General features: G+C 61.1%; 22 protein-coding genes and 2 pseudogenes. 9 read left to right on the top strand and 15 right to left on the bottom strand.

Features of this window, described 5'->3' with window-relative positions:
* Positions 1–8 precede the first annotated feature (8 nt).
* The 8 genes from IEV82_RS21850 to IEV82_RS21815 form a co-directional block, all read right to left on the bottom strand.
* Positions 9–1,295 carry a malonyl-CoA decarboxylase gene (locus IEV82_RS21850; protein WP_188484215.1) on the bottom strand — a complete coding sequence of 429 codons (1,287 nt, stop codon included), beginning with the start codon at positions 1,293–1,295 and terminating at the stop codon, positions 9–11.
* Positions 1,292–2,773, bottom strand: a complete 1,482-nt coding sequence (locus IEV82_RS21845; protein WP_188484214.1) for a carboxylesterase/lipase family protein — start codon at positions 2,771–2,773, stop codon at positions 1,292–1,294. The genes IEV82_RS21850 and IEV82_RS21845 overlap by 4 nt, the downstream gene beginning before the upstream one ends.
* A complete protein-coding gene (locus IEV82_RS21840) occupies positions 2,770–3,765 on the bottom strand; it encodes an ABC transporter ATP-binding protein (protein WP_188484213.1) in 996 nt (331 codons plus the stop codon). The genes IEV82_RS21845 and IEV82_RS21840 overlap by 4 nt, the downstream gene beginning before the upstream one ends.
* Entirely contained in the window at positions 3,762–4,751 is a 990-nt protein-coding gene (locus tag IEV82_RS21835; RefSeq protein WP_188484212.1) for an ABC transporter ATP-binding protein, read from the bottom strand. Before IEV82_RS21835 ends, IEV82_RS21840 begins: the two co-directional genes overlap by 4 nt.
* 13 nt (positions 4,752–4,764) lie before the next feature.
* Entirely contained in the window at positions 4,765–5,658 is an 894-nt protein-coding gene (locus tag IEV82_RS21830) for an ABC transporter permease (protein ID WP_188484211.1), read from the bottom strand.
* Positions 5,658–6,599 (bottom strand): ABC transporter permease, encoded by a 942-nt coding sequence (locus tag IEV82_RS21825; protein ID WP_188484210.1) that lies wholly within the window; start codon positions 6,597–6,599, stop codon positions 5,658–5,660. Before IEV82_RS21825 ends, IEV82_RS21830 begins: the two co-directional genes overlap by 1 nt.
* A 68-nt stretch (positions 6,600–6,667) precedes the next feature.
* Positions 6,668–8,236 carry an ABC transporter substrate-binding protein gene (locus IEV82_RS21820; protein ID WP_188484209.1) on the bottom strand — a complete coding sequence of 523 codons (1,569 nt, stop codon included), beginning with the start codon at positions 8,234–8,236 and terminating at the stop codon, positions 6,668–6,670.
* 23 nt (positions 8,237–8,259) lie between these two features.
* On the bottom strand, positions 8,260–9,477 hold the full coding sequence (locus IEV82_RS21815; RefSeq protein ID WP_188484208.1) for an ROK family transcriptional regulator: 1,218 nt from the start codon (positions 9,475–9,477) through the stop codon (positions 8,260–8,262).
* Between the two features lie 352 nt (positions 9,478–9,829).
* Here IEV82_RS21815 and IEV82_RS23780 point away from each other — a divergent pair, with 352 nt between their 5' ends.
* The 6 genes from IEV82_RS23780 to IEV82_RS21785 all read left to right on the top strand — a co-directional run bounded on the left by IEV82_RS23780 (position 9,830) and on the right by IEV82_RS21785 (position 15,556).
* On the top strand, positions 9,830–11,146 hold the full coding sequence (locus IEV82_RS23780; RefSeq protein ID WP_229747965.1) for a type I restriction enzyme subunit R domain-containing protein: 1,317 nt from the start codon (positions 9,830–9,832) through the stop codon (positions 11,144–11,146).
* 308 nt (positions 11,147–11,454) lie between these two features.
* Positions 11,455–12,078: a TIGR02466 family protein gene (locus tag IEV82_RS21805; protein ID WP_188484207.1), complete on the top strand. Its 624-nt coding sequence runs from the start codon at positions 11,455–11,457 to the stop codon at positions 12,076–12,078.
* A gap of 68 nt (positions 12,079–12,146) precedes the next feature.
* Positions 12,147–12,476: a DUF2322 family protein gene (locus tag IEV82_RS21800; RefSeq protein WP_188484206.1), complete on the top strand. Its 330-nt coding sequence runs from the start codon at positions 12,147–12,149 to the stop codon at positions 12,474–12,476.
* A 219-nt stretch (positions 12,477–12,695) separates the two neighbouring features.
* The gene (locus IEV82_RS21795; protein ID WP_188484237.1) at positions 12,696–13,277 is read left to right on the top strand and encodes a rhomboid family intramembrane serine protease; all 582 of its coding nucleotides are present in this window, start codon (positions 12,696–12,698) and stop codon (positions 13,275–13,277) included.
* 179 nt (positions 13,278–13,456) lie between these two features.
* Positions 13,457–14,344 carry a tyrosine-type recombinase/integrase gene (locus IEV82_RS21790; RefSeq protein ID WP_188484205.1) on the top strand — a complete coding sequence of 296 codons (888 nt, stop codon included), beginning with the start codon at positions 13,457–13,459 and terminating at the stop codon, positions 14,342–14,344.
* Between the two features lie 12 nt (positions 14,345–14,356).
* Positions 14,357–15,556, top strand: coding sequence for an IS91 family transposase (locus IEV82_RS21785; protein ID WP_188484204.1), 1,200 nt, complete (start codon positions 14,357–14,359; stop codon positions 15,554–15,556).
* 772 nt (positions 15,557–16,328) lie between these two features.
* On the opposite strand, the gene IEV82_RS21780 is transcribed toward IEV82_RS21785, so the two are convergent.
* From IEV82_RS21780 to napE, 6 genes are read right to left on the bottom strand one after another with little or no spacing between them, the layout of a single operon-like run.
* Positions 16,329–17,021, bottom strand: coding sequence for a NapC/NirT family cytochrome c (locus IEV82_RS21780; RefSeq protein WP_188484203.1), 693 nt, complete (start codon positions 17,019–17,021; stop codon positions 16,329–16,331).
* Position 17,022: 1 nt separating this feature from the next.
* The gene (locus IEV82_RS21775) at positions 17,023–17,484 is read right to left on the bottom strand and encodes a nitrate reductase cytochrome c-type subunit (RefSeq protein ID WP_229747964.1); all 462 of its coding nucleotides are present in this window, start codon (positions 17,482–17,484) and stop codon (positions 17,023–17,025) included.
* Complete coding sequence (gene napA, locus IEV82_RS21770) at positions 17,481–19,982, bottom strand: periplasmic nitrate reductase subunit alpha (RefSeq protein ID WP_188484202.1); 2,502 nt, start codon at positions 19,980–19,982, stop codon at positions 17,481–17,483. Before napA ends, IEV82_RS21775 begins: the two co-directional genes overlap by 4 nt.
* A gap of 2 nt (positions 19,983–19,984) precedes the next feature.
* On the bottom strand, positions 19,985–20,236 hold the full coding sequence (locus tag IEV82_RS21765; protein ID WP_188484201.1) for a chaperone NapD: 252 nt from the start codon (positions 20,234–20,236) through the stop codon (positions 19,985–19,987).
* Complete coding sequence (locus IEV82_RS21760; RefSeq protein ID WP_188484200.1) at positions 20,229–20,717, bottom strand: ferredoxin-type protein NapF; 489 nt, start codon at positions 20,715–20,717, stop codon at positions 20,229–20,231. Before IEV82_RS21760 ends, IEV82_RS21765 begins: the two co-directional genes overlap by 8 nt.
* Positions 20,718–20,726: 9 nt before the next feature.
* Entirely contained in the window at positions 20,727–20,888 is a 162-nt protein-coding gene (napE, locus tag IEV82_RS21755; RefSeq protein WP_229747968.1) for a periplasmic nitrate reductase, NapE protein, read from the bottom strand.
* Positions 20,889–21,267: 379 nt separating this feature from the next.
* On the opposite strand from napE, the gene IEV82_RS21750 reads away from it, so the two are divergent.
* The 3 genes and pseudogenes from IEV82_RS21750 to IEV82_RS21740 all read left to right on the top strand — a co-directional run.
* Positions 21,268–21,540, top strand: coding sequence for a DUF305 domain-containing protein (locus IEV82_RS21750; RefSeq protein WP_188484198.1), 273 nt, complete (start codon positions 21,268–21,270; stop codon positions 21,538–21,540).
* Positions 21,516–21,706: pseudogene (locus IEV82_RS23775) on the top strand (IS256 family transposase); the annotation flags it as partial. The gene IEV82_RS21750 and the pseudogene IEV82_RS23775, both read left to right, overlap by 25 nt.
* A gap of 427 nt (positions 21,707–22,133) precedes the next feature.
* Positions 22,134–22,340 (top strand): annotated as a pseudogene (locus IEV82_RS21740) (transposase); the annotation flags it as partial.
* A 30-nt stretch (positions 22,341–22,370) separates the two neighbouring features.
* Here the strand turns inward: IEV82_RS21740 and IEV82_RS24100 are convergent.
* On the bottom strand, positions 22,371–22,465 hold a 95-nt coding region (locus IEV82_RS24100), incomplete at its 5' end, for an IS3 family transposase (protein WP_373285259.1).

The following is a 22,465-nucleotide window of genomic DNA, read 5'->3' as shown; positions in this document are numbered from 1 at the left end:
ATGGATCCCTAGACTTTCTGTATCTTGTTCAGGGTCTTCTCGACCACTGGCCCGCAGACAATGGCGCCACCGCCATTGTAGGCTTCGTGGTTCGCCTCGATATCCTTAAGGTCGTAGAGGTAGTTGACCATGACTCCCCAGGACTCTCTCATTCCCTTTGGGCTGGGATCGGCGTTGGCATGGATGCGTTCAAGCCGCGCCCCGTTGCCCAGATGGAAACGCGCAACAGGATCGCGCGCACCGCTGCCCGACCCGTCCGTTCCGGCCAGATAGAAGGCCGCCAGTTCGGCCATTGCCTGATCCGGGACCGCGCCGGATCGGGCAATCTGGGCCACGGTCGCACGCAGGGCGGAGGGCAGGGTTTCGGCCTCGGCCCATCTGCGCAATCCCGGAACGGGGGACAGCGTGACGAATGTGGTCAGGTTCGGCAGTTCCTTGCGCAGTTCCTCGACCACCTGTTTTATCAGGAAATTGCCGAAGGAGATTCCCCGCAAACCTTCCTGACAATTCGAGATCGAATAGAAAACAGCCGTTCTGGCCTGATTGGGATGGGTGATCTCTCGCTGCGCCGCCAGAATTGTTCCGATCTTCTCGGGGACCTCGCGCGTCAACGCCACCTCGACAAAGATCAGAGGATCGGCATGCAGGGCGGGGTGGAAAAAGGCATAAAGACGACGATCCGGCTCGGCGACCCGGCGGCGCAGATCGGACCAGTCGCCGATTTCATGCACAGCCTCATAGGTGATGATCCGCTCAAGGATTTCTGCCGGTGTGGACCAGGTGATCTGCCGCAATTCCAGAAAGCCGCGATTGAACCACGACGACAGCAGGTGGCGGAAATCATCGTCCAATGCCTTCAGGCCCGGTTCGGCCTTCAGGCAGGCCAAAAGGTCCTTGCGCATGGCAACCACGCCGCCCGTCCCACCCGGGGCCCGGTTCAGGCGGCGGACAAGTTCCTGACTACGCGGTTCGCTGGCAAAATGCAGGCGGCGCAGGGTGGCGCTGTCCGGGGTGGCCTGCCACGCCGCGATGCTTGCGGCGGTGGCGGTCATGTCGGGTCCGAATTCCGACAGCAACCTGCAAAAGAAGTCGTGTTTTTCGCCCGGAGCCAGATTTGGGAAACGGTCGAGAATTTCCCTGGCCGTGGCAAGGCTGGTCGCTTCGCCCTTGCTGGACAGTAAGACATGGCATTGATCCAGAATGCCGGTCTGGCCGGGGGGGTACGATCGCAGGGTGCGTCCAACCTCTGCGACGCGTTCCAGCAGATCACTCAGGAGTCTTGCGGAATTCTTCATCTTCCCATTCCCCCGCGACCGAACCCGTATGCCCCGAACAGGGCGGCGACATCTGCGCCCGGGTTGGTCTGAACACTCAGATCGTTGCAAAGAACCGCGGTCCGGCGCGTCGTGGGGTCATAACGATCCCAGTGGGCGGCGTGATTGCGGACGAAATCGCAAAGCATGCGGTGCAGCCGCGCAGAGGGAAGGGCCGGCAGATGGCCCCACAGAGCATTCAGATCCGAGACATGCGAGGCATATCCGGCAAGTGGGCCAGTCGTACAAGAGATATCATTGCGGTACATCCACACGGGCGCGCCCGCCCGTGCCTGCGCATCGGCAAGGCGTCGGGCCGGCAGCCAGTATTCCTCGGCCGTCAGCAGGGCGCAGCGGCGGGCCACAGCGTCCAGTTTGGGCCAGGCCTGTCTGGCCGCACCCTCGATCCGGGTCATGTCATCCGGCAGGGCGTGGCTCAGGATCTCGGGCATCCATGCCCAGTCGCCTTGCGCCCCAAGCACAGACGCAATCATCTCATCGCGCGAGGTGCCCAGCAGCAACGGAACCGGGGGAACCGTTCCGCTTTCGATGGCGGCCAGCGGCGGCAGAGGCAGAATGGCGCCGCCAACAAAGGGCCGTGTCGGCAGCTTGCGGCCCCCGCCGGACAAAAGGCGCCGCTGCGCGTCAAGCATGTCGGGCCAAGGCAGATGGCACAGAGCCTGTGCCCCGTGGCCGGTCAGGGTGATGACCCGATTGGCCAGCGCCTTGGCCTCGTCGAAGGTCAGGATCGTCTCGCCGCCACCGGACACAATGACCGCGGCCTGAAACAGCCCGCGCGCGCGCGGGGCGGCTAGCAGCGTCGCAACATTCTTGCCGCCCGCCGATTCACCCCCAAGGGTGACACGCTGCGCATCACCACCAAAAACGCCGATATTGTCGCGCACCCATTCAAGGGCCCGGATCATATCCCCCAGCGCTGCATTGCCGCTTTCGCGATAGTCCGCCCCCAGATGATGTTCCAGCTCCATGAACCCCAGCAGCCCCAGCCGGTGCCCGACGGTGACGCAGACGATACCGGCCCGGGCAAAGGCCGCGCCGTCATAGACGGGCCGGGCGGTGCCGCCGATCAGTTGCGATCCGCCATGCAGCCAGACCAGCACCGGACAGGGCGCGCTGCCCGCAGCCGGGGCCCAGATGTTCATGTAAAGACAATCCTCGTCCATTTCCGATGCGGGCATGGCATCGGGGTCGCCGGGAAAGAACCCAGGATCGGGTCGTTGCGGGGCGACGGGCGCCTGTGTCTGCGCATCGCGCAAGCCATCCCACGAACGCGGCGGCAGTGCTGGAAGAAACCGACGCCGCCCGACAGGGGGCTCGGCATAGGGGACGGCCAAAAACCGGCGGTATCCGCCCTGTTCGCTGCCGCGCAACGCGCCCTGTGCCACCTCTATGCAACATTCGGCCGTGTCTTCTGGCTTGACGGCCGGCTGCAGGTTCATGCCGCCGCCTCGACAAGGTTGTCATAATGGCAGGCGATCTGATGAGTGCCGCCGACAGCGCGCAGCACGGGCACCTCGGCGCGACAAAGGTCGGTGGCAAAGGGGCAGCGCGTGTTGAACCGGCAACCCGGTGGCGGCGCAATCGGGCTGGGGACGTCACCCGTCAGCAGCTTGCGCCTGGTCTTGTTCATCGGGTCCGGTTGCGGCACGGCGGATATCAGCGCCCGCGTATAGGGGTGCAGGGCATTGCCGAAAATCTCGCGGCGGTTGCCGACCTCGACCACCCGGCCCAGATACATCACCGCAACGCGATGCGTCAGGTGTTCCACGATGGCCAGATCATGGCTGATGAACAGCATGGCCAGGCCGGTCTTTTTCTGGATATCGCCCAGAAGGTTCACGATCTGCGCCTTGACCGAGACATCCAGCGCCGACACGGCCTCGTCACAGACAATCAGATCGGGGCGCGGGGAAAGCGCCCGGGCAATGGCGATGCGCTGCCGCTGGCCCCCGGAAAATTCATGCGGATACCGGCCGGCCGCGTCGCGCGGCAATCCCACCATATCCAGCAGTTCCTCGACCCTTTGCGTCACAGCGGCGGCATCCTTGGCCAGCCCGAAGTTGTGCAGCGGCTCGCTCAGGGTGTCGCGCACCCGGATGCGGGGATTAAGGCTGGAATAGGGGTCCTGAAACACCACCTGAACCCGCGCGCGAAAGGCCTTGAGCTCGGCCCCGCCGATCTGGTCGACCCGACGTCCATCCAGCAGGATCTGGCCGTCGGTCGGCTGGTGCAGGCGGACAACCGTTTTGCCCAGGGTGGATTTGCCGCAGCCACTTTCCCCGACGATGGACAGCGTCTCGCCCGCCGACAGGGTCAGGTTCACGTCGTCCAGGGCATGGACCGTCGCTGTGGGCTTACCCAGAAGATTGGGCCGCAGAAAATAGTGCTTCTGCAGGTTTCTGAGCTCAAGAAGCGGGGCGCACGTTGTCATGCCGAAACTCCGTTGTCCGCAAGGTGGCAGGCGACGCTGTGGCCTTCTGACTTGCGCTCCAGCACCGGGGCCTTGCTGCGGCACAGATCGACGGAAAACTTGCAGCGCCCGGCAAAGGCGCAGCCGTGAATCGGCTTGCGCAGACTGGGAACCTGCCCGGGAATTTCCTCCAGCCGCGCCGGTTCGCCGGGCAAGAGGGATGAGCCCAGCCGCGGGATCGTGGCCAGCAGCCCCTTGGTATAGGGGTGCATCGGGCGGGCATAGAGATCGGCCGTTGCGGCCTCTTCCACAGTGCGCCCGGCATACATCACGATCACACGGTCGGCGATGTCGGCCACGACGCCCAGGTCATGGGTGATCAGTATGATGGCGGTTCCGGTACGCTTCTGCAGATCGCGCATCAGGTCAAGCACCTGCGCTTGCACCGTCACATCCAGCGCGGTTGTCGGTTCATCCGCGATCAGCAGCTTCGGCTCGCAGGCCAGCGCGATGGCGATCATCACCCTCTGGCGCATCCCGCCCGACAACTGGTGCGGGTATTCGTCGATCCGGCGTTCGGGCGCGGGAATGTCCACCAGCCGCAGCAGGTCGATCGCCCGCGTCCGCGCGGCCTGTCTGGACAAGCCCTGATGCAGGCGCAATGTCTCGCCGATCTGGCGCCCGACGCTCAGGACGGGGTTCAAGCTAGTCATCGGTTCCTGAAATACCATCCCGATCTCGTTGCCGCGGATTTTGCGCATCTCGCGTTCCGACAGGGTCAGCAGGTTGCGGCCGCCAAAGGTGATCGAGCCGCTGTTGCGCGCCGTCTTCTTGTCCAGAAGCCCCATGATCGACAGCGACGTCACCGACTTGCCGGACCCGGACTCTCCGACAATGGCCAGCGTCTTGCCAGTCTCAAGGCGGAATGACACGTCCTCGACCGCCCGCACCGCCCCCTCGGCCGACCGGAAATGCGTGCGCAGATGCTGAACGTTCAAGAGTTCCATCAGGCTGCCCTTCCTATAGCCGGGTTGCAGAGCGCGGGTCCAGCGCATCGCGCAGGCCGTCACCCAGCAGATTGACCGCCAGAACCGTCACCGACAGAAAGACCGCCGGAAACAGGATGATGTAGGGCTTGATCTGCCACAGCATCCGGCCTTCGTTCATGATGCCGCCCCAACTGGGGATCGAAGGCGGCGTACCCGCCCCGATGAAGCTGAGCGCTGCCTCGGTGATCATCGCGGCCGAACAGATATAGGTCGCCTGCACGATGATCGGGCCCATGATGTTGGGCAGGATGTGGCGGATGATGATCTTCGGCATCGTCGATCCGGCCGCGATGGCGCCGTCGATGAAGGGCTGTTCGCGCACCGACAGGACAACACCTCGCACAATGCGGCTCATGCGCGGGAATTCGGCCATCGTGATGGCCAGAATGACGTTCAGCACCGACCCGCCAATGGCGGCCACCAAGGCGATGGCCAGAAGGATCGGCGGGATCGACATCAACCCGTCCATCAGCCGCATGATGATGGCGTCAAGCCGTCGATAGGCCCCGGCAATCAGACCCGTGACCAGCCCAAGCACCGTGGCCAGAAACGCCACCGAGACGCCCACGAACAGCGAGACCCGTCCTCCGTAAAGCACCCGGGAATAGATGTCGCGGCCCAGGGTATCCGTGCCGAACCAGAAGTCCATCGACGGCAGCCGGTTTCGCTTGGCAGGGGCGATCTTGTAGGGGTCAACCGTGCCAAGCCAGTTCGCAAAGATGGCCAGCAGTATGATCAGAACCAGCAGGCTGCCGCCGATCACGATGGACGGATGCTGGACGATCAATCGCCGGACCTTTCCGCGCCGGGGTTGCGGCGGAAACAGATCTGGAAGCGGCGGCAGCGCTTGGGTGGGGGTGTCCATCAGTAGCGTACTCTCGGATCCAGAAGGGTGTAGATCAGGTCGATGCACAGGTTGATCAGCACGTAGCCAAGGCTGAACAACAGCACGACGCCCTGGATGACGGGGTAATCGCGACGCAGGATCGCATCGACGACAAGCCGCCCGATCCCCGGAATGGCAAACACGGTTTCCGTGACCACCGCCCCTCCGATCAGCAAGGAGATGCCGATGCCGATGACCGTGATGATCGGAACCGAGGCATTCTTCAGCGCATGCACGAACAGGATCGGACCTTGGCCCAGCCCCTTGGCGCGTGCAGTGCGGATGTAATCCTGCGATAGTACCTCGATCATCGAGGTGCGGGTGATCCGGGCGATCAGCGCGACATAGACACCGCTCAGCGCAACGGAGGGCAACAGAAGGCTTTTTAAGAAGGGCCAGAAACCTTCTGCAAGCGGCGAATACCCCTGCACAGGCAGAAGGTTCAGCCGGATCGCAAAGACATAGCTCAGGATGTAGCCGATCACGAAGACCGGCACGGAAAATCCGATGACCGCAAAGGTCATCACGAACCGGTCGATCCAGGTGCCCTGCCTGGCCGCGGCAACAACGCCCAGCGGCACGGCGATCGTGACCGACAGGACCACCGTCATCACCATGAGCGAGAGAGTGGGTTCAAGCCGCTGGCCGATCAGGGTTGTCACCGGCAGCTGAGAAAACACCGAAACGCCAAGGTCGCCCTGCAGGACGTCACCCAGCCACCCGAAGAACCGCAGAAAGAAGGGGCGATCCAGACCAAGCGACAATCGGATCCGTTCGATTTCCGCAGCCGAGGCCTGATCTCCCGCGATCAGGGCCGCAGGGTCGCCGGGTGCAAAGTAGATCAGGCTGAACACGAACAGCGCTACGAACACCATGACCGGAATGGTCGAAACCAGTCGTCTGACAACAAAGTTGAGCACTGCGGGCCTCCTGCCATTCGATCAGTCTCTGGCGGCGGGCAATTGGTGCCCGCCGCCAGAGACAAGATTCACTTGCGTTCGATGCCCCAGTACACGGGCGCCGGCGGCGTCAGGATGCCGGTCAGGTTTGCGGCATGGGCGCGGATCTGGTACTGCACCGCGATCGGCACATAGGGCACGGTTTCAAGCGCCCGTGCCTGGATCTTGGCGGCAAGGGCCTTGCGCTCTTCCAGATCCGAAAGGCCCGCAAAGTCGGCGCGCATCGTCTCGATCTGGTCGTCACAGGGCCAGCCGAACCATGCGTTTTCGCAGTTGGACCGCAGGCCCAGATGGCTGACCGGTTCAAGATAGTCCAACCCGCCTGGACCCGAGATGAAGATCGACCAGCCGCCCGCATCGACCGGGTCCTTGCTCTTGCGGCGCGTGGTAATCGTCGCCCAATCCATGGCCTCGACCCTGGTGTTCATGCCAATCTCTTGCAGCAACTGGTCCGCAACCGTGACAAAGGCATGGATGTTGGTGTTTTCCGTCGCATCCAGCAGCACGACCGGCGTGCCGTCATAGCCGCTTTCCGCCAGCATCTGTTTGGCCTTTTCAAGGTCCGGCGCAGGGAAACCGGCATCCGTGAAATAGGGCGAAGAGCAGATGAAGAAGGACGGGCACACCTTGCCAAGGCTCGGGTCATCCAGAACGGCGGCAAGGAAGTCATTGCCATCCACCGCGTGAAGCACCGCCTGGCGGACCTTCGGGTTGTTGAACGGCGGCTGCAGCGTGTTCAGACGGATCTGCTGGGCCACGCCGATTTCGTCCTGCTTGGTCACAACGACATTCGGATCCTGCTTGGCCAGCGGGATCAGGTCGGCCGCCAGATCCTCGTTGATGTCGATCTCACCCTTTTTCAGTGCGTCGATTGCGGTCTGCTGGTCAGGTATGATCAGCCATTCGACGCGGTCCATATGGGCGACCTTGCCACCGGCAAAGCCGCTGGCCGCTTCGGCGCGCGGCGTGTAGTGCGGGTTCTTCGTGAACACCAGTTTCGCACCGGGAACCCATTCTTCGGCCACGAACATGAACGGGCCCGATCCGGTATAGTCCTTGACGGGATCGGTCGGCGCGGTCGCATCGGCGATCCGCGCGGGCATGATGAACGGTACCGGGGCGCCAGGCTTGCCCAGGGCGTCGATCACCAGGCCCCAGGGCTTGGACAGGGTCAGGGTGAAGGTCTTTGCATCGACTTCGGCATAGGTGGCGCCATTGGTGTTCAGCTGCTGGCCAAGGCTGTCATTCACGCTCCAGCGCTTGAGAGAAGCAATGACGTCAGCCGAGGTGACAGTCGCGCCATCGCTGAACTTCAACCCGTCGCGCAGCGTGAAGGTATAGGTCATCCCGTCGTCCGACTTGGACCAGGCATCGACCATCTGCGGCTGAATCTTCAGATCGGCGTCCACGGCGAACAGGGTGTCATAAACCATGTAGCCGTAGTTGCGCGCCATCGAATCCGACCCAAGCATCGGGTCCAGAACCTTGACGTCGCCCGAAGGCTTGATGCGCAGCACCTCTTCGGCAGATTCGCCCGTTGCGCCCAGACCTATGCCTGCCAACAGCAGACATGTGGTCAAGAATGCGGATTTCCTCATCGTATCCTCCCTTAGTGTTTCATCTATTCCGTGCCGATGGCTTCTTCTGCCCAGGCATCGGTTTGGTCTTGCTGGTGAACTGACTTGCCGCCTTGACGCAAAAAGTCGAATGTTGCCAAAGCAAGCGCGGACTCCGGCTCTCGCCCCAGTTCTGATTGCACAAACTTCAGGTCTATCGCGCTGGCACCGCCCAGAAGGCTCATGTCCAACCCGTTCCGGATGGCGTCCTCGCCTGCGGCGCCCATGGCTGCGGGCCAGCCCCCTACCCTGATCCGGCGCGCACGGGTCACGTTCAGCGTGTTGCCGATCGCGATGCCCAGAAGGGTCAGTCGGTCGTGAAGGGCCCCACTGACCCGCGCTGGCAGGCCAAGCTCTTGCGCCCAGCTGTCGCCCATCTCCAGCAGGGTCTGCTCCTCGACCTTCATCAAAGGCGCGATGGCGACGGTCGAGGCATAGGCCTCGGCGCAGCCGTGATGGCCGCAGCGGCACAGCGGACCCTTGCGATCCACCACCATATGGCCAAGCTCGCAGGCCGTCACATCGCCCGCATCGGACGATCCGTCGATCATCGCCCCCGCGACACCATGCCCCGCAAAGACATACAGATACCGGTCGCGCGCCGCATCTTCGGCCGAACGCAGGCGGTGCGCGATGGCCCGCGCAAGGATGGAATTCTCGATCTGCACGGGGATGCCCGGAAAGCGGGCGGCAAGCTGCGTGCGCAGCAGGTTCGGGTCCAGGTCGATGATCGGGTTCCGCGGGCGGTCCAAATTGAACCCCGGAATGGTCACGGCGATCTGCTCGATCAGCCAGTTGCCGCGCTGCGTCCCGTCGGCCAGCATCTGGATGGCTGTCTTGATCGCCTCATCAATGCGGATCTGGTCGGCGCCGTCCTTAAGGGGTACGCGTTCCGAATACAGCAGTTTGCCCTGCAGGCTGGCGATGCCGACATGCATGCGGTTGTTCGACACTTCGATCGCCGCCACATGTTTTTGATTGCTGAGTGTAAGGATTGTACTGGGCCCACCCCGGTACGGTGCGCTGCGATGCACCTCCTGCACGATGGCTTCGGCCTTCAGGTCCGCGACGATCCGCGAGACGCTGGCCTCGGATATGTCGATGAATTTAGAAATATCAGTGCGATAGGCCCCGTTCTGGCGCCAGATCACGCTAAGGATCGACGCGCGCGTCTCTCGCCTGTTGCGCGGCTGCCCCAAATCATCGACTCCTTCAATTTTCATTCTTACACTGTGTAATTCTGGATAGGCTTGATGCACCTCCGTGTCAACGCGTATGATTTCAGGTGGATAGAAACTTTTTAAGCTCCTGAAAAAAGGCCCTAATTCTGGATCCATGCGCAGGTGTCTGAACGGCCTGCCCGGCCACTCTGTCGAACGGGTCACGCTCCAGCAGGCGCGAAAGCCTACATCAGAGCTTTCGGGGGCACCCGAACGGTCAGGTCATGGACTGTCATGACCAGCTGAGCCCAAATCCTATGCGAAGCTCGAAAAGGCAATCGAAGATGACCCTGAGCTTTTGGAGCGGAAATCTTCACGCAAGGTTGCGAGGTTCATCGATTTCCACGAAACAGCCATGTTCCAGAAAGCGGAAGTGATCGTGGAGCATTTCCGACGCCATGCATTGCCCGAGCTCTCAGGCAATGCCAAGGCGATGGTGGTGACCTCCAGCCGGGAACATGCGATCCGCACGCATCAGGCGATCTCGAAATACATCCTGGACAACGAATACACGGATGTCAGATCACTGGTTGCCTTCTCCGGCGAGATCAATGTGGATGGGCAACCTTACACAGAGCCCGGGATCAATGGATTTTCCGAGACGGAACTACCGCGGCAGTTCGATGGTGATGCCTATAATGTCCTTGTGGTGGCCGAGAAGAACCAGACCGGTTTTGATCAGCCCAAGCTTGTCGCGATGTATATCGATCGCCGACTAAGTGGCCTTCAGGCTGTCCAGACGCTGGCGCGCCTGAATCGGATTTATCCATCGAAAGAGCGCACATTTATCTTGGATTTCCGCAATACGGTCGATGAAATCCAGGAAGCGTTCAAGCCCTACTACAACGTCACACAGCTTGAGGATGTCTCGGACCCGAACCAAATTTACAATTTGGACGCCCGCCTCAAGGCTTTTGGCATTCTGGATGCGGCCGAGATCGACAGGTTTGTCACCCGGTTTGTGGAGACCCGAAAGCGGACAGATGACCGCCCAATCCTGGAAGGAATTGTCCGTCAAGCTGTAACCCGCTTCACGGAAACACTGAACGATACCGAGCAGGAAGAATTCCGCCAGACACTGGCCTCTTTCCTTCGATTTTACTCCTTCATTGCTCAGGTCATCAGTCTTGGGGACACCGACCTAGAGAAGATGCATATTTACGGCTCGTGGCTCAAACGCATGCTGCCATCCCGCCAAGCCCCGCAGGGTGAGGATGTGACCGATGACATGCTCGACATGGCCGCCTACCGTCTTGAGAAGCAGGGCGATCCTCAGGATGCGAGCCTGACTGCGGAAGATAATCAGGCCCTGAGCCCGATCGACCGTTTTGGTGCCAACCCCTACACTGAAGAGGAATCAAAGACCCTCACCGAGATCATCGAGTCCTTCAACGCCCGTCATGGCACGGAATTTTCGGAAGACGACTACATCCGGTTCGAGGCGGTCAACAACGACATTCTGGATGACGATGTCTGGGCTGAGATGCTTCGGAACAATGATCCGCGCGATGTCCGTCCACGCTTCGATGCGGAATTCATGCGTCGGACCATTCAAGCCTTCCAGCGGGATAACGCCATGCGGAACGCCTTCATGCAGGATAAGGAGGCGCGAGATATGCTTATGGGGCTCATGTTTCAACGGGCAGTGCGTGGTGCCGGGCGTGCTGCTTGAGTTCAATCCAGTCGCTCGACCGGAAATGTTGACAAGAATTAGCCTCCGCTAGACTTCCCTGCTTGTGTCTGGACAACAAGGATTGCTACTGAAAAACCACCACGAGCTATCGCGGAACTTCCGCGCAGGCCGGGATGGCTGCCCTCGACATGACTTCCGACCACTCCTCCGAAGATCGCGAAGAGCACGAATCCAAGATCGTGGCCTGCAACTCGAACTCAGTCCTTGGCACCCGCCCCGTTAATATGTCATTCCCCCGGCAACCCGGGGATGACGTTTTCATGTCCGAGGTATTGCGGACACTTCACATGACTGACTTGGCACGCCCCCAGTTCGAACGTCTCTGGCCGACTCTCCTGATGACACTGACTCTTCCCGGCGCGGATCAGGCGAATGCCGTGCTGGCCCCGATGCTACTTGCAGAGGATACCGGGGCCGAGGACATGACTGTTCGGTATCTCGATCAGGACATCTTCGGCCAATCGCATCCCGCCATCGTCTGGCTGCGCCAATGCTGCCACAAAGCGGTTCTTGACTATGCCGCCGAGCTTAACATGAGCTATCGCCCAGAGTTCGACATTCAGGGCTGGGCGAACGTCAACCGGCGCGGGGACTATCACAACCTTCACAACCACCCGCATTCCTGGCTCTCCGGCACCTACTACGTGCAGGTCCCCAATCAATCCCCGGCGTCTCGCAATCGGAGCGACCTGAATCCGGGCGAGATCAGCTTCTTCGATCCGCGTCCGCAAGCCAACATGAATGCGGTCAGGGACGATGGCCAATTCAACCCCGAGTACAGGCGACTGCCGATGCCTGGCGAGTTATTCCTCTGGCCAAGTTTTCTGCACCACCTTGTCCACCCTAATCTCGTGGATGAGCCACGCGTTTCGATCTCGTTCAATGTCGTGCTGAAGCGGAAGGTACTCTGACGGAGGGTACGGTTAGAATGGGGCCTTTGGTATGGGCGGTTCCGAATGACATTTGAAAGGACAGCCGGATGAAACAGCCCGTATCTTCGTTCAAGGAGAACCTTCAGAACCTGCCATCCATTGACGGGATCGAAAGACTGGAGATGATGGATGCCGCCGGCGATGTGGTCGCGTCCATCGAGAACCAACCGGGCAAGCAAGGGTCCCTGGCGGTCTACCAATACCTGTTCGCGACGTATGGGGTTCTGAATGCCGAAGCCGCGACACACGGGCTGGCAGTCTTTGCGGAACATACCCAGGACGCGCGAAACCGACCCGGCGCGCATCCGAACATAGAGCGCCTGCTTGAGATACAAGGCGGTGGTGCGCCTTTGACCATGCGGCTCGTAGAGCAGTAAGCGCCTCTGCTGCCGCTGGTAAAGCACTGACATGGTTTAAGACTGTGATGTAGGGGAGGTGGAAGGCGTGCCTGCCCCGTTCGTCCAACAGCCCTCGCAGCGTGATCCGGGCTCTCGTCCGGGCGACCGGGCGCGGGCCCGTCCTTCCCAGCGTCTTGGATAACCGTTGAACCCGCTGGGCCGGAGAGTACCATCGACTTCATGAGAACTCAGAACCAGATGCACGCCTTCTTGCGCAGAGCAGCGGCGCTTGCCGCCTTCGTCGCCCTGCTGTGGGCGATTCAGATCGTCAATTGGATCAGTGGCTATGGCTTGAACCCAGCCTTCGGCCTGGTCCCGCGTCACGTCAGCGGAATGGACGGGATTGTCGCGATGCCCCTGCTACACGGCAGTTTCGCCCACCTCATCGCAAACACGCCGCCCTTGCTTGTCATGGGGGGACTGCTTATGGCGACCGCAACACGGGCCTTGTTGGCTGTGAACATGATGATAGTCGCGCTCGGCGGCGGCCTCGTCTGGATACTCGGTAGTCCGGCAATTCACGTCGGCGCATCGGGGTTGATCTTCGGCTGGTTCGGCTTCCTGATTGCACGGGGCCTAATAGATCGCTCACCCGTGACACTGGGCGCCGCAGTCGTCATCGGGGGGCTTTATGGCTCCCTCCTGTGGGGCGTGCTGCCGGGGCAACCCGGCGTGTCTTGGGAAGCCCACCTGTTCGGCGCCCTCGCGGGCGTTGCAGCAGCTCTCCTGCTCAGAAGCCCGGTCCATGCACCACGTCTGCGCGGCGTTGACCGGCCATAGGGAAAGACTTTCTGGGCGGAAAGCGGACTGATGGCAGTGCGGCATGGGAGGACGAAGCCGCTTCGCGGCATTGGCGCATTTGGCTGATGGGGTGAGACCCCCATAGCGGCGCGCATTTTGCGATCTGACCGACCTGCCTGACGATTGGGGCCTTCTCAATCATCAGACAGGAGGTTCCCATGACAGAGGAGAAGTTGAGCCCGCTGCGTCAGCGGATGATCGAAGATATGCGCATCCGAGGAATGGGCGAGAAGACCCAGAAGGCTCACATCCGGAACGTGAAGCATTTCGCCGCCTTCCTCGGACGCTCGCCGGATACAGCAACGCCAGAAGAGCTGCGGTCATACCAGTTGAAGATGACCGAGGACGGGGTCTCCGCAAGCACCTTCAACGTCCGGATCATTTCGCTGCGGTTCTTTTTCGGTGTGACCTGCGGGAGGGACGAGATGAAGCGCTTCATGCAGTTCCACCGCAAACCCCGCAAATTGTCGGTGGTGCTCAGCGTGGAGGAGGTGGCCGATCTGCTGGCCGCGGTTCCCGGGCCGGGGCTCAAGTATCGGGCCGCGCTCAGCATAAGCTACGGTGCGGGACTGCGCGCCTCCGAAGTGTGTAATCTCAAGGTCAATGATATCGACAGCGACCGGATGCTGATCCATGTCGATGATGGCAAGGGCGGTCGGGATCGCAAAGCGATGCTGTCGCCCAATCTGCTGGCCTTGTTGCGCGACTACTGGTGCGAATCCCGTCCGGAGGGATGGCTGTTCCCGGGCAAACCCAAGATCAATCCGCTGTCGCCACGCCAGTTGAACCGGGCGTTCACCTCGGCCAAGCACATGGCGGGCATAAAGAAAGCGGCAACGCTGCACACGCTCCGCCACAGCTTCGCGACCCATCTGCTGGAGGCGAACACGGACGTGCGGGTCATTCAGGTGCTTCTCGGCCACGCCAAGCTGACGACCACTGCGCGTTATGCCCATGTGGCCACCAAGACGATCCGCAGCACCGTCAGTCCCTATGAGCAAATCAAGCTGCTGCAAGACGAGACCCTGCGACGAGGGATGCAATAGCGCCCGGGACCAGTGGCCCGGCCAAAGCTGGAGGTCGCTGACATCTTTCGACGATACGGACCTGCGTGGCGGCAGGCCAATGCGGGGCATGTCAGCCTGTCCCAGTTGAAGGTGATGTCAGCGATTGAAGCCTGCCGGACCGAAGCGCTCGGTGGGCATGTGGCTGGTTGCGCCAAATGCGGCCACCATCACATCGCCTACAATTCTTGCAAGAACCGGCACTGCCCGAAGTGTCAGGGGCCAGCGGCGCGCGACTGGATGGAGGCGCGTGCCGCGGATCTGCTGCCCGTCGAATACTTCCACGTCGTCTTCACGATGCCGGCCGAGATCGCGAAGATCGCCTACTGGAACAAGAAGGTGGTCTATGGTCTGCTGTTCAGGGCCTCGGCACAAACGGTAATAACCATCGCGGCCGATCCCAGGCGTATGGGCGCGCGGGTGGGCATGACCAGCGTTTTGCACACTTGGGGCTCGGCGCTGACCCACCATCCGCATATCCATATGATCGTGCCCGGCGGCGGCCTGTCGCCCGATGGCACCAGGTGGGTCGCCAGCAAGCCGGGGTTCTTTTTGCATGTGCGGGTGTTATCGCGACTGTTCCGGCGCCTGTTTCTGGAAGGGCTGATGGATCTGCATCGCGCCGGACGGCTTGCCTTCTTCGGCGATCTCGAACGGCTGGCGCATGCAGATGCCTTTGCCACCTGGCTCGCTCCGTTCCGCAAATCCGAATGGGTGGTCTATGCAAAGCCACCATTCGGCGGCCCGGAGGCCGTGCTCGCCTATCTGAGTCGATACACCCACAGGGTCGCGATCTCGAACGCCCGCCTGATCAGCGCCGATGCCAATACCGTGGCCTTCCGCTGGAAGGATTACCGCGTCAAATCCGGTGATCGCCAAAAGGTCATGCGGTTGGCCACGCCTGAGTTCATACGCCGGTTCCTGATCCACGTCCTGCCTGACGGCTTCCATCGCATCCGGCATTACGGGCTGCTCGCCAGCGCCGCCCGCAAAGCCACCATCACCAAGATCCGCGCCTTGCTCTGCGTCCAGCGGCCTGAACTGGTCGCCGCACCGAAACCACAGACCGAGATCGCCCCGCTCACCCTGCGCGAACCCTGTCCCTGTTGCGGCGGCCCCATGCGCATCATCGAAATCTTCCGGCGCGGGCAAAAACCGATGTCGCGCGCGCCACCCAGGGAGCAGGCCGCATGACATATCGCCCGTCATCCGATACGAAGCAGCACCGGCTACAATCCGCAGTTCCGATCCGAACAGCGTGTGCGCTCCCATTTCCAGCGCGGCCAAAGGCGGCAGCAACTCCGAAACGCACAGCCTTGTCGGGATCACTGGCCGGATTTGCCATCGTCTCGGGCACCTGGCTCGCCATCAGCCGCACCCCGGATGCAGCCGCCGCTCCGACCGCCTGCGCACTTTCCCCATAGAATGATCCAAGACCCCCGCGGCTTCCTCCTTCCGAGGTTTGTCAACGCGGGCCGCCAACTCCAGGCCGCTCACGTCGCGCCGCGGCCCACATCGAAAAACCTTCAGGAAAGCGGTCGTACGCTGCCTCGCGACGTAAAACTGTATTCAAGCTGAAAGCTGACCTCCACTTCAGACGATGGGACACGTTGCCGGCGCAGCCGGAAACTCGTCTCGAGCCTGACTTCGCCGCAATTGGAAACCCAATTCCGAGACTTCAGTGAATATTGGAAGACGGAATGTGCAAGTCGCAGCAGGTCTGACTTTCCGTAGTTTTACCTATTTCGAGAGGGCTGGCTGCCCCGGGGAGTAAAGCAGGCTATTCTGCAAAGGTCGCAGGTGTCTGCTGCGGGGCACCAGTGACAAAAACACTTTGACCTCCTGGTGGTCTGGGAACGTGACCGAATTGTCTTCCGTTGGGCTAGACAGGACCTGAGAGAGCCTGAAGGTCAGGTGCCACTGTTCACCGATTGCCAGAGTTGCGACCCGTCAGAGGGCGACAACATCAATTCTCCAACGGAGCCTTTAACAGGTAGCTCTGGATTTCTTCGGCCTCGGTCAGGCCCGGTTGCACGTCGCCCTGTAGCGCCTCGGGCACGGTCCACCCCGGATCGATTCCGGTCATGTCCGGCAGGTCATGCGCGATGCCCTTGTGACAGTCGATGCAGGTGCGCTCGCCGCTCAGCAGATATTCGGTGTGAATTTCCGCCGCGCGAGGCGCCTGTCGGCTGAGGTCCATTGCCACATCGGAATGGCAGTTGCGACATTCCAGACTATCATTGGCTTTCAGCCGCGCCCATTCCCGCTTGGCCATGACCAATCGATGGTCCAGGAACTTCTCGCGGGTGCTGATCGTGCCGAAGATGTGTCCCCAGACTTCTTTGGATGCCTGCATCTTGCGGGCAATCTTGTCCGTCCATTCGTGCGGCACGTGGCAATCCGGACAGCTTGCGCGCACACCAGACCGGTTGGAAAAATGGATGGTGCGCGACATCTCCTCATAGACGTTGGCCTCCATCTCGTGACACGAGATGCAGAAATCTTCGGTGTTGGTAATTTCCAGCGCCGTGTTGAACCCGCCCCAGAAGATGACGCCGCCGATGAAGCCGCCGAGCGTCAGAAACCCGAGACCGAGTGTGCCGGCTGGGGTCCAGAGAACGTTCCAGAACCAGCGGAAAGGCTTCGTGATCCAGCGCATGTCACTCGCTCCCCGCGCCGAAAGCACCCATTTCGGACATGTCGGTGAAGGTGTTGTCAATGAGGGCGGCAGTGTCGGCTTGCGGCACGTGGCATTGGGTGCAGAAGTAACGGCGGGGCGAGACGTCGGCCAACATCTGCCCCTCGCGCGTCATGTAATGCGTGATCGAGATCATCGGCGCGCCGGACCCCTGCACATGCTCCCGCCGGTGGCAGGTCATGCAGCGGTTGGCGTTGACTGACAGCTGATAGCCCTCGATCGAATGCGGAATGATCGGCGGCTGCTCAGGGTAGGCCCGCATCTGGCGCTCGTCGTCGGTCACGTAGCGCTCCAGCGGCTCGGCCGGGACCGACTCCATCGGGTCGGGCTGTGGTCCAGACAGTTCAGGCACAGTCTGTGCCAGCACGATCGTCGCGCAGAGGCAGGAGGCGATGATTGCGGAAAGGCGGAACTGTCCCATCATACCGGCTCCACGCGCACGGCGCATTTCTTGAAGTCCGTCTGTTTCGAGATCGGGTCGGTCGCGTCCAAAGTCACCTTGTTGATGAGCTGGCTTGCGTCGAACCAAGGGACGAATATGACGCCCGAGGGCATCCGGTTCCGCCCCCGCGTCTCCACCCGACTACGGATCTCGCCGCGGCGCGAGATTAGCCGCACCTCCATCCCCTGGTTTAGTCCGCGGTTGCGCGCGTCGATGGCGTTCATGAACACCTTGGCGCCGGGAAACGCCTTGTAGAGTTCCGGCACGCGCATCGTCATCGACCCGGAATGCCAGTGCTCCAGCACCCGGCCGGTGACCAGCCACATGTCGTATTCATCGTCGGGGCTTTCGGCCGGCGGCTCGTAGGGCACGGCGATGATCACCGCGCGGCCGTCCGGGTTACCATAGAATTCCACACCCGCGCCTTCGCTGACATAGGGGTCATACCCCTCGCGGAACCGCCACTTCGTTTCCTGCCCGTCGACCACCGGCCATCGCAACCCACGGTTCTGGTGATATGTGTCGTAGGGTGCCAGGTCATGCGCCTTGCCACGCCCGAATGCCGCGTATTCCTCGAACAGGCCCTTCTGGATATAGAAGCCAAAATCCTGTGCCTCGTGGTTGGCGTAGTCCTCGCTCATATCGGCGAGAGGATAGCGGTCGACCTGCCCATTCGCAAAGCACACGTCGAAGAGCGTCTTGCCGCGAAAATCCGGGTTGGCGTCAAGGATCTCCGTCGGCCAGATCTCGTCCGTGGTGAAGCGCTTGGAGAATTCTGCGAGCTGCCACAAGTCCGACCGCGCCTCCCCTGGTGCATCCACCAGCTGATGCCAGACATGTGTGCGGCGCTCGGCATTTCCGTAGGCGCCTTCCTTCTCCACCCACATGGCAGCTGGCAGAATGATATCGGCCGCCATCGCCGTGATTGTAGGGTATGCGTCCGACACCACGATCATGTTGTCGGAATTGCGGTAGCCCTGGTAGGTTTCGTTTTGGCAATTGGGCGCAGCTTGGAGGTTGTTGTTGACCTGCACCCAATAGAAGTTCAGCACCCCATCCTTCAGCATCCGGTCCTGCTGCACCGCGTGAAACCCGGGCTGGGTGTTCAGGAGGTCTTTCGGCAGCTTCCATAGCTTTTCGGCGATGGCCACGTGGTCGGGATTCGTCACCACCATATCGGCTGGCAGCCGGTGCGCGAAGGTGCCTACCTCCCGCGCCGTGCCGCATGCCGACGGTTGGCCTGTGAGCGAGAAGGGCGAATTCCCCGGTTCCGAAATCTTCCCGGTCAGAAGGTGGATATTGTAGACCATCTGGTTCGCCCAGACGCCGCGCACGTGTTGGTTGAAGCCCATGGTCCAGAGCGACATGACCTTCTTGTCCGGATCAGCGTAAAGCTCCGCCAGCTCCTCGAGAAACCCCGGCTCTACTCCGGAAAGCGCGCTCACGTATTCGAGTGTGTAGGTCGACACGTGGTCCCGGAAAGCCGCGAAATTGCTGTCCTCCATCAGACCGGGATTGCCGGCGCCGGTGGCCGCCATCTCGAGTTCGTGATCAGGCCGCAGACCGTAGCCGATATCAGTAGCGCCCTTCTTGAAAACTGTGTGCCGGTCGACGAACTCCTGGTTCACTCGACCGGTCTCGATGATATGGTTGGCGATGTAGTTGAGGATCGCGAGATCCGTGCCCGGCTTGAACACGATTGGGATATCGGCCAAGTCCATCGACCTGTGCGTGAAAGTCGAGAGAACCGCGCACTTCACGTCGGGCGTGCCGAGCCGGCGGTCGGCGAGCCGTGTCCAGAGAATCGGATGCATCTCTGCCATGTTCGACCCCCAGAGCACGAAGGCGTCGGCATGTTCGAAATCGTCATAGCAGCCCATCGGCTCGTCTATGCCAAAGGTCCGCATGAACGCTGTCGCGGCCGAAGCCATGCAGTGCCGCGCATTCGGGTCGAGGTTGTTAGACCGGAAGCCGGCTCGCATCAGCTTCGAGGCGGCGTAGCCCTCCATCACCGTCCACTGGCCTGAGCCAAACATGCCGATGCTCTCCGGCCCTTTCTCGCGAAGCACCGTCTTGACGCGCTCGGCCATGACGTCGAATGCCTCGTCCCAGCTGACCGGCTCGAATTCGCCGTTCTTGTCGAACTTCCCGTTTGTCTTGCGCATCAGGGGCGTGGTCAGCCTGTCCTCACCATACATTATCTTGGACAGGAAATAGCCCTTCACGCAATTCAGACCGCGGTTGACCTCGTGCTGCACATCGCCATGCGTCGCGACGACCTTGCCCTCCTTCACGCCGACCATGACACCGCAACCGGTGCCGCAAAAGCGGCAGGGTGCCTTGGACCACTTGATTTTCAGTGCCTCAACCCCGCCCGGCACGGGTTGGGCCAGAGCCTCCTGCGGCAGACCTACGGCAGAGGCGGCGAGCGCCGCGGCATGAGCCTTGAGTAGCTGGCGACGCGTGACATCAAGTGGCATGGCTATTCCTCCATTTCCTCCGCATGCTCGAAGACCATGTTGGCCACCAGCACGCCTGGCATCAGGTTGATTTCGGTAAGACGGTCGCCCAGTTCTCCGGTGCTGTTCCCCTCGATGGTGACGATGATGTGTGTGGCGTCCCAACCGTGCACCTCCACCCCGTCCAAAGCTTCGACCCGGGCGCGCACAGGGTCGCGTTCCTCTGCTGCGACATTCATCACAGCCGACGAAACATGCCAGCGTCCCTCAGGCATTTTCGACCTCCCTCTCGACTGCGCGGATGGCATCCGCTGGACAAGAAGCAGCGCAGGCTCCGCACCCGGTGCATGCGGCGGCGTCAAGGCGCGGCAGAAAGGGTGCGCCGATCTGAGGCTGCATGGTAATCGCTGCGTTGGGGCAGGAATCGCGGCAGGACATGCACGCGATGCCAGCCTGCACGAAACAATCCGTGGTGATCTCCATGACGTGCGCCATACCCGCAGAGGCCTCGAACACCGGCTCCGGACAGGCTTCCGCGCAGGCTCCACAGAAAGTGCACTCACCGTGGTCGGGAAGCAGTTCCACTCCGACGTCAGCGACGCGAAGAATGTCTTCGGGGCATGCAGTGACGCAGAGGCCACACCTTGTGCAGGCATCCAGGGTGCCGAGCGATACTCCAGGCGGGCGCGGCCTGAACGGTGCCGGGCGCGGCGTGCCGCGCAGCAGCGCACGGCGGGATATGGTGGAGGACCGCACGACCCAGCCTCAATATCCCGGCGGGCCAGGCGGACCGGCAATCATCTGATACATCCAGACGAAAAACCCGTAGCCGCCGACGACGCAGACTGCAAAAAAAGGCCATACGCCAAAAGCGAGTACCAGAAAACGGGTCAACTCCGTGCGGCGGCTTGGTCGTTCCGGTGGCATTCCGGGTTCGGTGGCTTGTCGATCTGACATGCTGCCTCCCCGCCCCCTCTTTGCAGGGGCTTACGTGTGATAGTTCACGGTCGGATCACTAAACCGTTAACAGACGATCAACACGATGAAAACCCGTTTGTTCCAGATCGCGGACGAATTGGCGGCTACACGCCGGCTTCTACGGGACTGACACCCAGACCATGGCAGAGATCCGGGCAGCACAGAGCGGAATGGCCACGCACTCTTGCTCGACAAAGCTCCTGCTCGGTCGAAAAGCGCCGGCGACCCTGCGAGACTGAGAGGATCTTCTGCAAATCAAGGCCGTCGATCTTGGGGATACTTCCGTTATCGACGCATATGTGCAGTCAATGGTGGGGATGCACTCGACATGGTGACCGGCGTCAAGCACGAAGACACGTATGTCGCCTGCGTGTTCGGGATGATCCCGCATGAAATGGGTGTCATCAGCATGGCCCATACCCAGATCGCTGCCGGTTCCGACACCAAAAACATGGAGTGGGCGCGCCACATCATCTTCGAACATACACAGGAGATCCACGCAATGCTCGCTTGGCTTGAAGCGCGTGAAATTGACGTGCCGGACAGCTGCCCCGCTCTTCCCAATACCGCATCCCACTGCGGCCCCGGACTGAATGCATAAAAGGCTGTCTCAGCAGAGACGGCTTGCTGCACATGATGTTCAAGCTCGGGCAATGCGCCAAAAAAATCGGGCGCAAGCTGCGCGGCTTCGCCCATCTCGTCGACGTCATCAAGGCGGCGGTTTCGTCGACGGCATCACGCCATCAATCCAAGATCAAGCCGTTGCAAGAGGATCGCTTGGACACAAGGCTCGACAATTGGTCCTCTTTCCATTGATCGGTGCTGTTCATGCCAATTCACGATTTGTCATTGGGTAGCATATCTTAAGCATCGGCGAAGTCCCGCACAGCATGAAATCGCCATGCTTGTGATGGCGCACTGGCAGTGAAAGGCCGCAATGATTGGCCGCACCGCAGCATCCGAACACACCTGCGGACGGCGGCTCTGGGCCGATTTTACCGGATGCTGCTTACCTGACGGACGACCGTTGTGAACGCTTTGGCACTGGAAGGCGGACAAGTCGCGCACGGCGTGACGAAGCTGACACAATCACACTTAAACCCGCATTTCCCAAGTAACTGGGCGATTTCATCCCACCAGTGGCCAGTAATGTGTTATATTTCAGCACGTTAACTGGACTGAAGGTGGCGGATCATGGATCACCCTGAGGGTGCAGGCGAAACGGACAATGTTCGGCTTGGATTTGACTGTCGCGTGCGGCTGGAGTTTCATGGCTCGAAGATCAGTTCCGACGGTGGTCTGTTGCTGTTCAGGGAATTGGACGAGGTGCTTGGTCTGCACGATATCGCGGGCGAGTTGCTGACAGACACGCGAACCGGTCACAACCGTCTGCATTCCCTGTGGCCTGCTGCCGATTTCGTGGACACAGGGTTAGGTTTGCATAGCTCGGTCCTCGAACGCCATGGGGCTTAGGTAGCCCAGTTTGGAATGGCGTCGCCTGGGATTGTAGAAGCGCTCGATGTAGT

This window comes from Marivita lacus (assembly GCF_014637725.1).
Lineage (GTDB): Bacteria > Pseudomonadota > Alphaproteobacteria > Rhodobacterales > Rhodobacteraceae > Marivita > Marivita lacus.
This window is presented reverse-complemented; position numbering and strand designations above follow the sequence as displayed.

What these genes read in the sequence shown, in the direction of transcription:
- IEV82_RS21850 (WP_188484215.1), bottom strand. Translation starts at nt 1,295, where the DNA reads ATGAAGAATTCCGCAAGACTCCTGAGTGATCTGCTGGAACGCGTCGCA.
- IEV82_RS21845 (WP_188484214.1), bottom strand. Translation starts at nt 2,773, where the DNA reads ATGAACCTGCAGCCGGCCGTCAAGCCAGAAGACACGGCCGAATGTTGC.
- IEV82_RS21840 (WP_188484213.1), bottom strand. Translation starts at nt 3,765, where the DNA reads ATGACAACGTGCGCCCCGCTTCTTGAGCTCAGAAACCTGCAGAAGCAC.
- IEV82_RS21835 (WP_188484212.1), bottom strand. Translation starts at nt 4,751, where the DNA reads ATGGAACTCTTGAACGTTCAGCATCTGCGCACGCATTTCCGGTCGGCC.
- IEV82_RS21830 (WP_188484211.1), bottom strand. Translation starts at nt 5,658, where the DNA reads ATGGACACCCCCACCCAAGCGCTGCCGCCGCTTCCAGATCTGTTTCCG.
- IEV82_RS21820 (WP_188484209.1), bottom strand. Translation starts at nt 8,236, where the DNA reads ATGAGGAAATCCGCATTCTTGACCACATGTCTGCTGTTGGCAGGCATA.
- IEV82_RS21815 (WP_188484208.1), bottom strand. Translation starts at nt 9,477, where the DNA reads ATGAAAATTGAAGGAGTCGATGATTTGGGGCAGCCGCGCAACAGGCGA.
- IEV82_RS23780 (WP_229747965.1), top strand. Translation starts at nt 9,830, where the DNA reads ATGTTCCAGAAAGCGGAAGTGATCGTGGAGCATTTCCGACGCCATGCA.
- IEV82_RS21805 (WP_188484207.1), top strand. Translation starts at nt 11,455, where the DNA reads ATGACTGACTTGGCACGCCCCCAGTTCGAACGTCTCTGGCCGACTCTC.
- IEV82_RS21800 (WP_188484206.1), top strand. Translation starts at nt 12,147, where the DNA reads ATGAAACAGCCCGTATCTTCGTTCAAGGAGAACCTTCAGAACCTGCCA.
- IEV82_RS21795 (WP_188484237.1), top strand. Translation starts at nt 12,696, where the DNA reads ATGCACGCCTTCTTGCGCAGAGCAGCGGCGCTTGCCGCCTTCGTCGCC.
- IEV82_RS21790 (WP_188484205.1), top strand. Translation starts at nt 13,457, where the DNA reads ATGACAGAGGAGAAGTTGAGCCCGCTGCGTCAGCGGATGATCGAAGAT.
- IEV82_RS21780 (WP_188484203.1), bottom strand. Translation starts at nt 17,021, where the DNA reads ATGCGCTGGATCACGAAGCCTTTCCGCTGGTTCTGGAACGTTCTCTGG.
- IEV82_RS21775 (WP_229747964.1), bottom strand. Translation starts at nt 17,484, where the DNA reads ATGATGGGACAGTTCCGCCTTTCCGCAATCATCGCCTCCTGCCTCTGC.
- napA (WP_188484202.1), bottom strand. Translation starts at nt 19,982, where the DNA reads ATGCCACTTGATGTCACGCGTCGCCAGCTACTCAAGGCTCATGCCGCG.
- IEV82_RS21765 (WP_188484201.1), bottom strand. Translation starts at nt 20,236, where the DNA reads ATGCCTGAGGGACGCTGGCATGTTTCGTCGGCTGTGATGAATGTCGCA.
- napE (WP_229747968.1), bottom strand. Translation starts at nt 20,888, where the DNA reads ATGCCACCGGAACGACCAAGCCGCCGCACGGAGTTGACCCGTTTTCTG.
- IEV82_RS21750 (WP_188484198.1), top strand. Translation starts at nt 21,268, where the DNA reads ATGGTGACCGGCGTCAAGCACGAAGACACGTATGTCGCCTGCGTGTTC.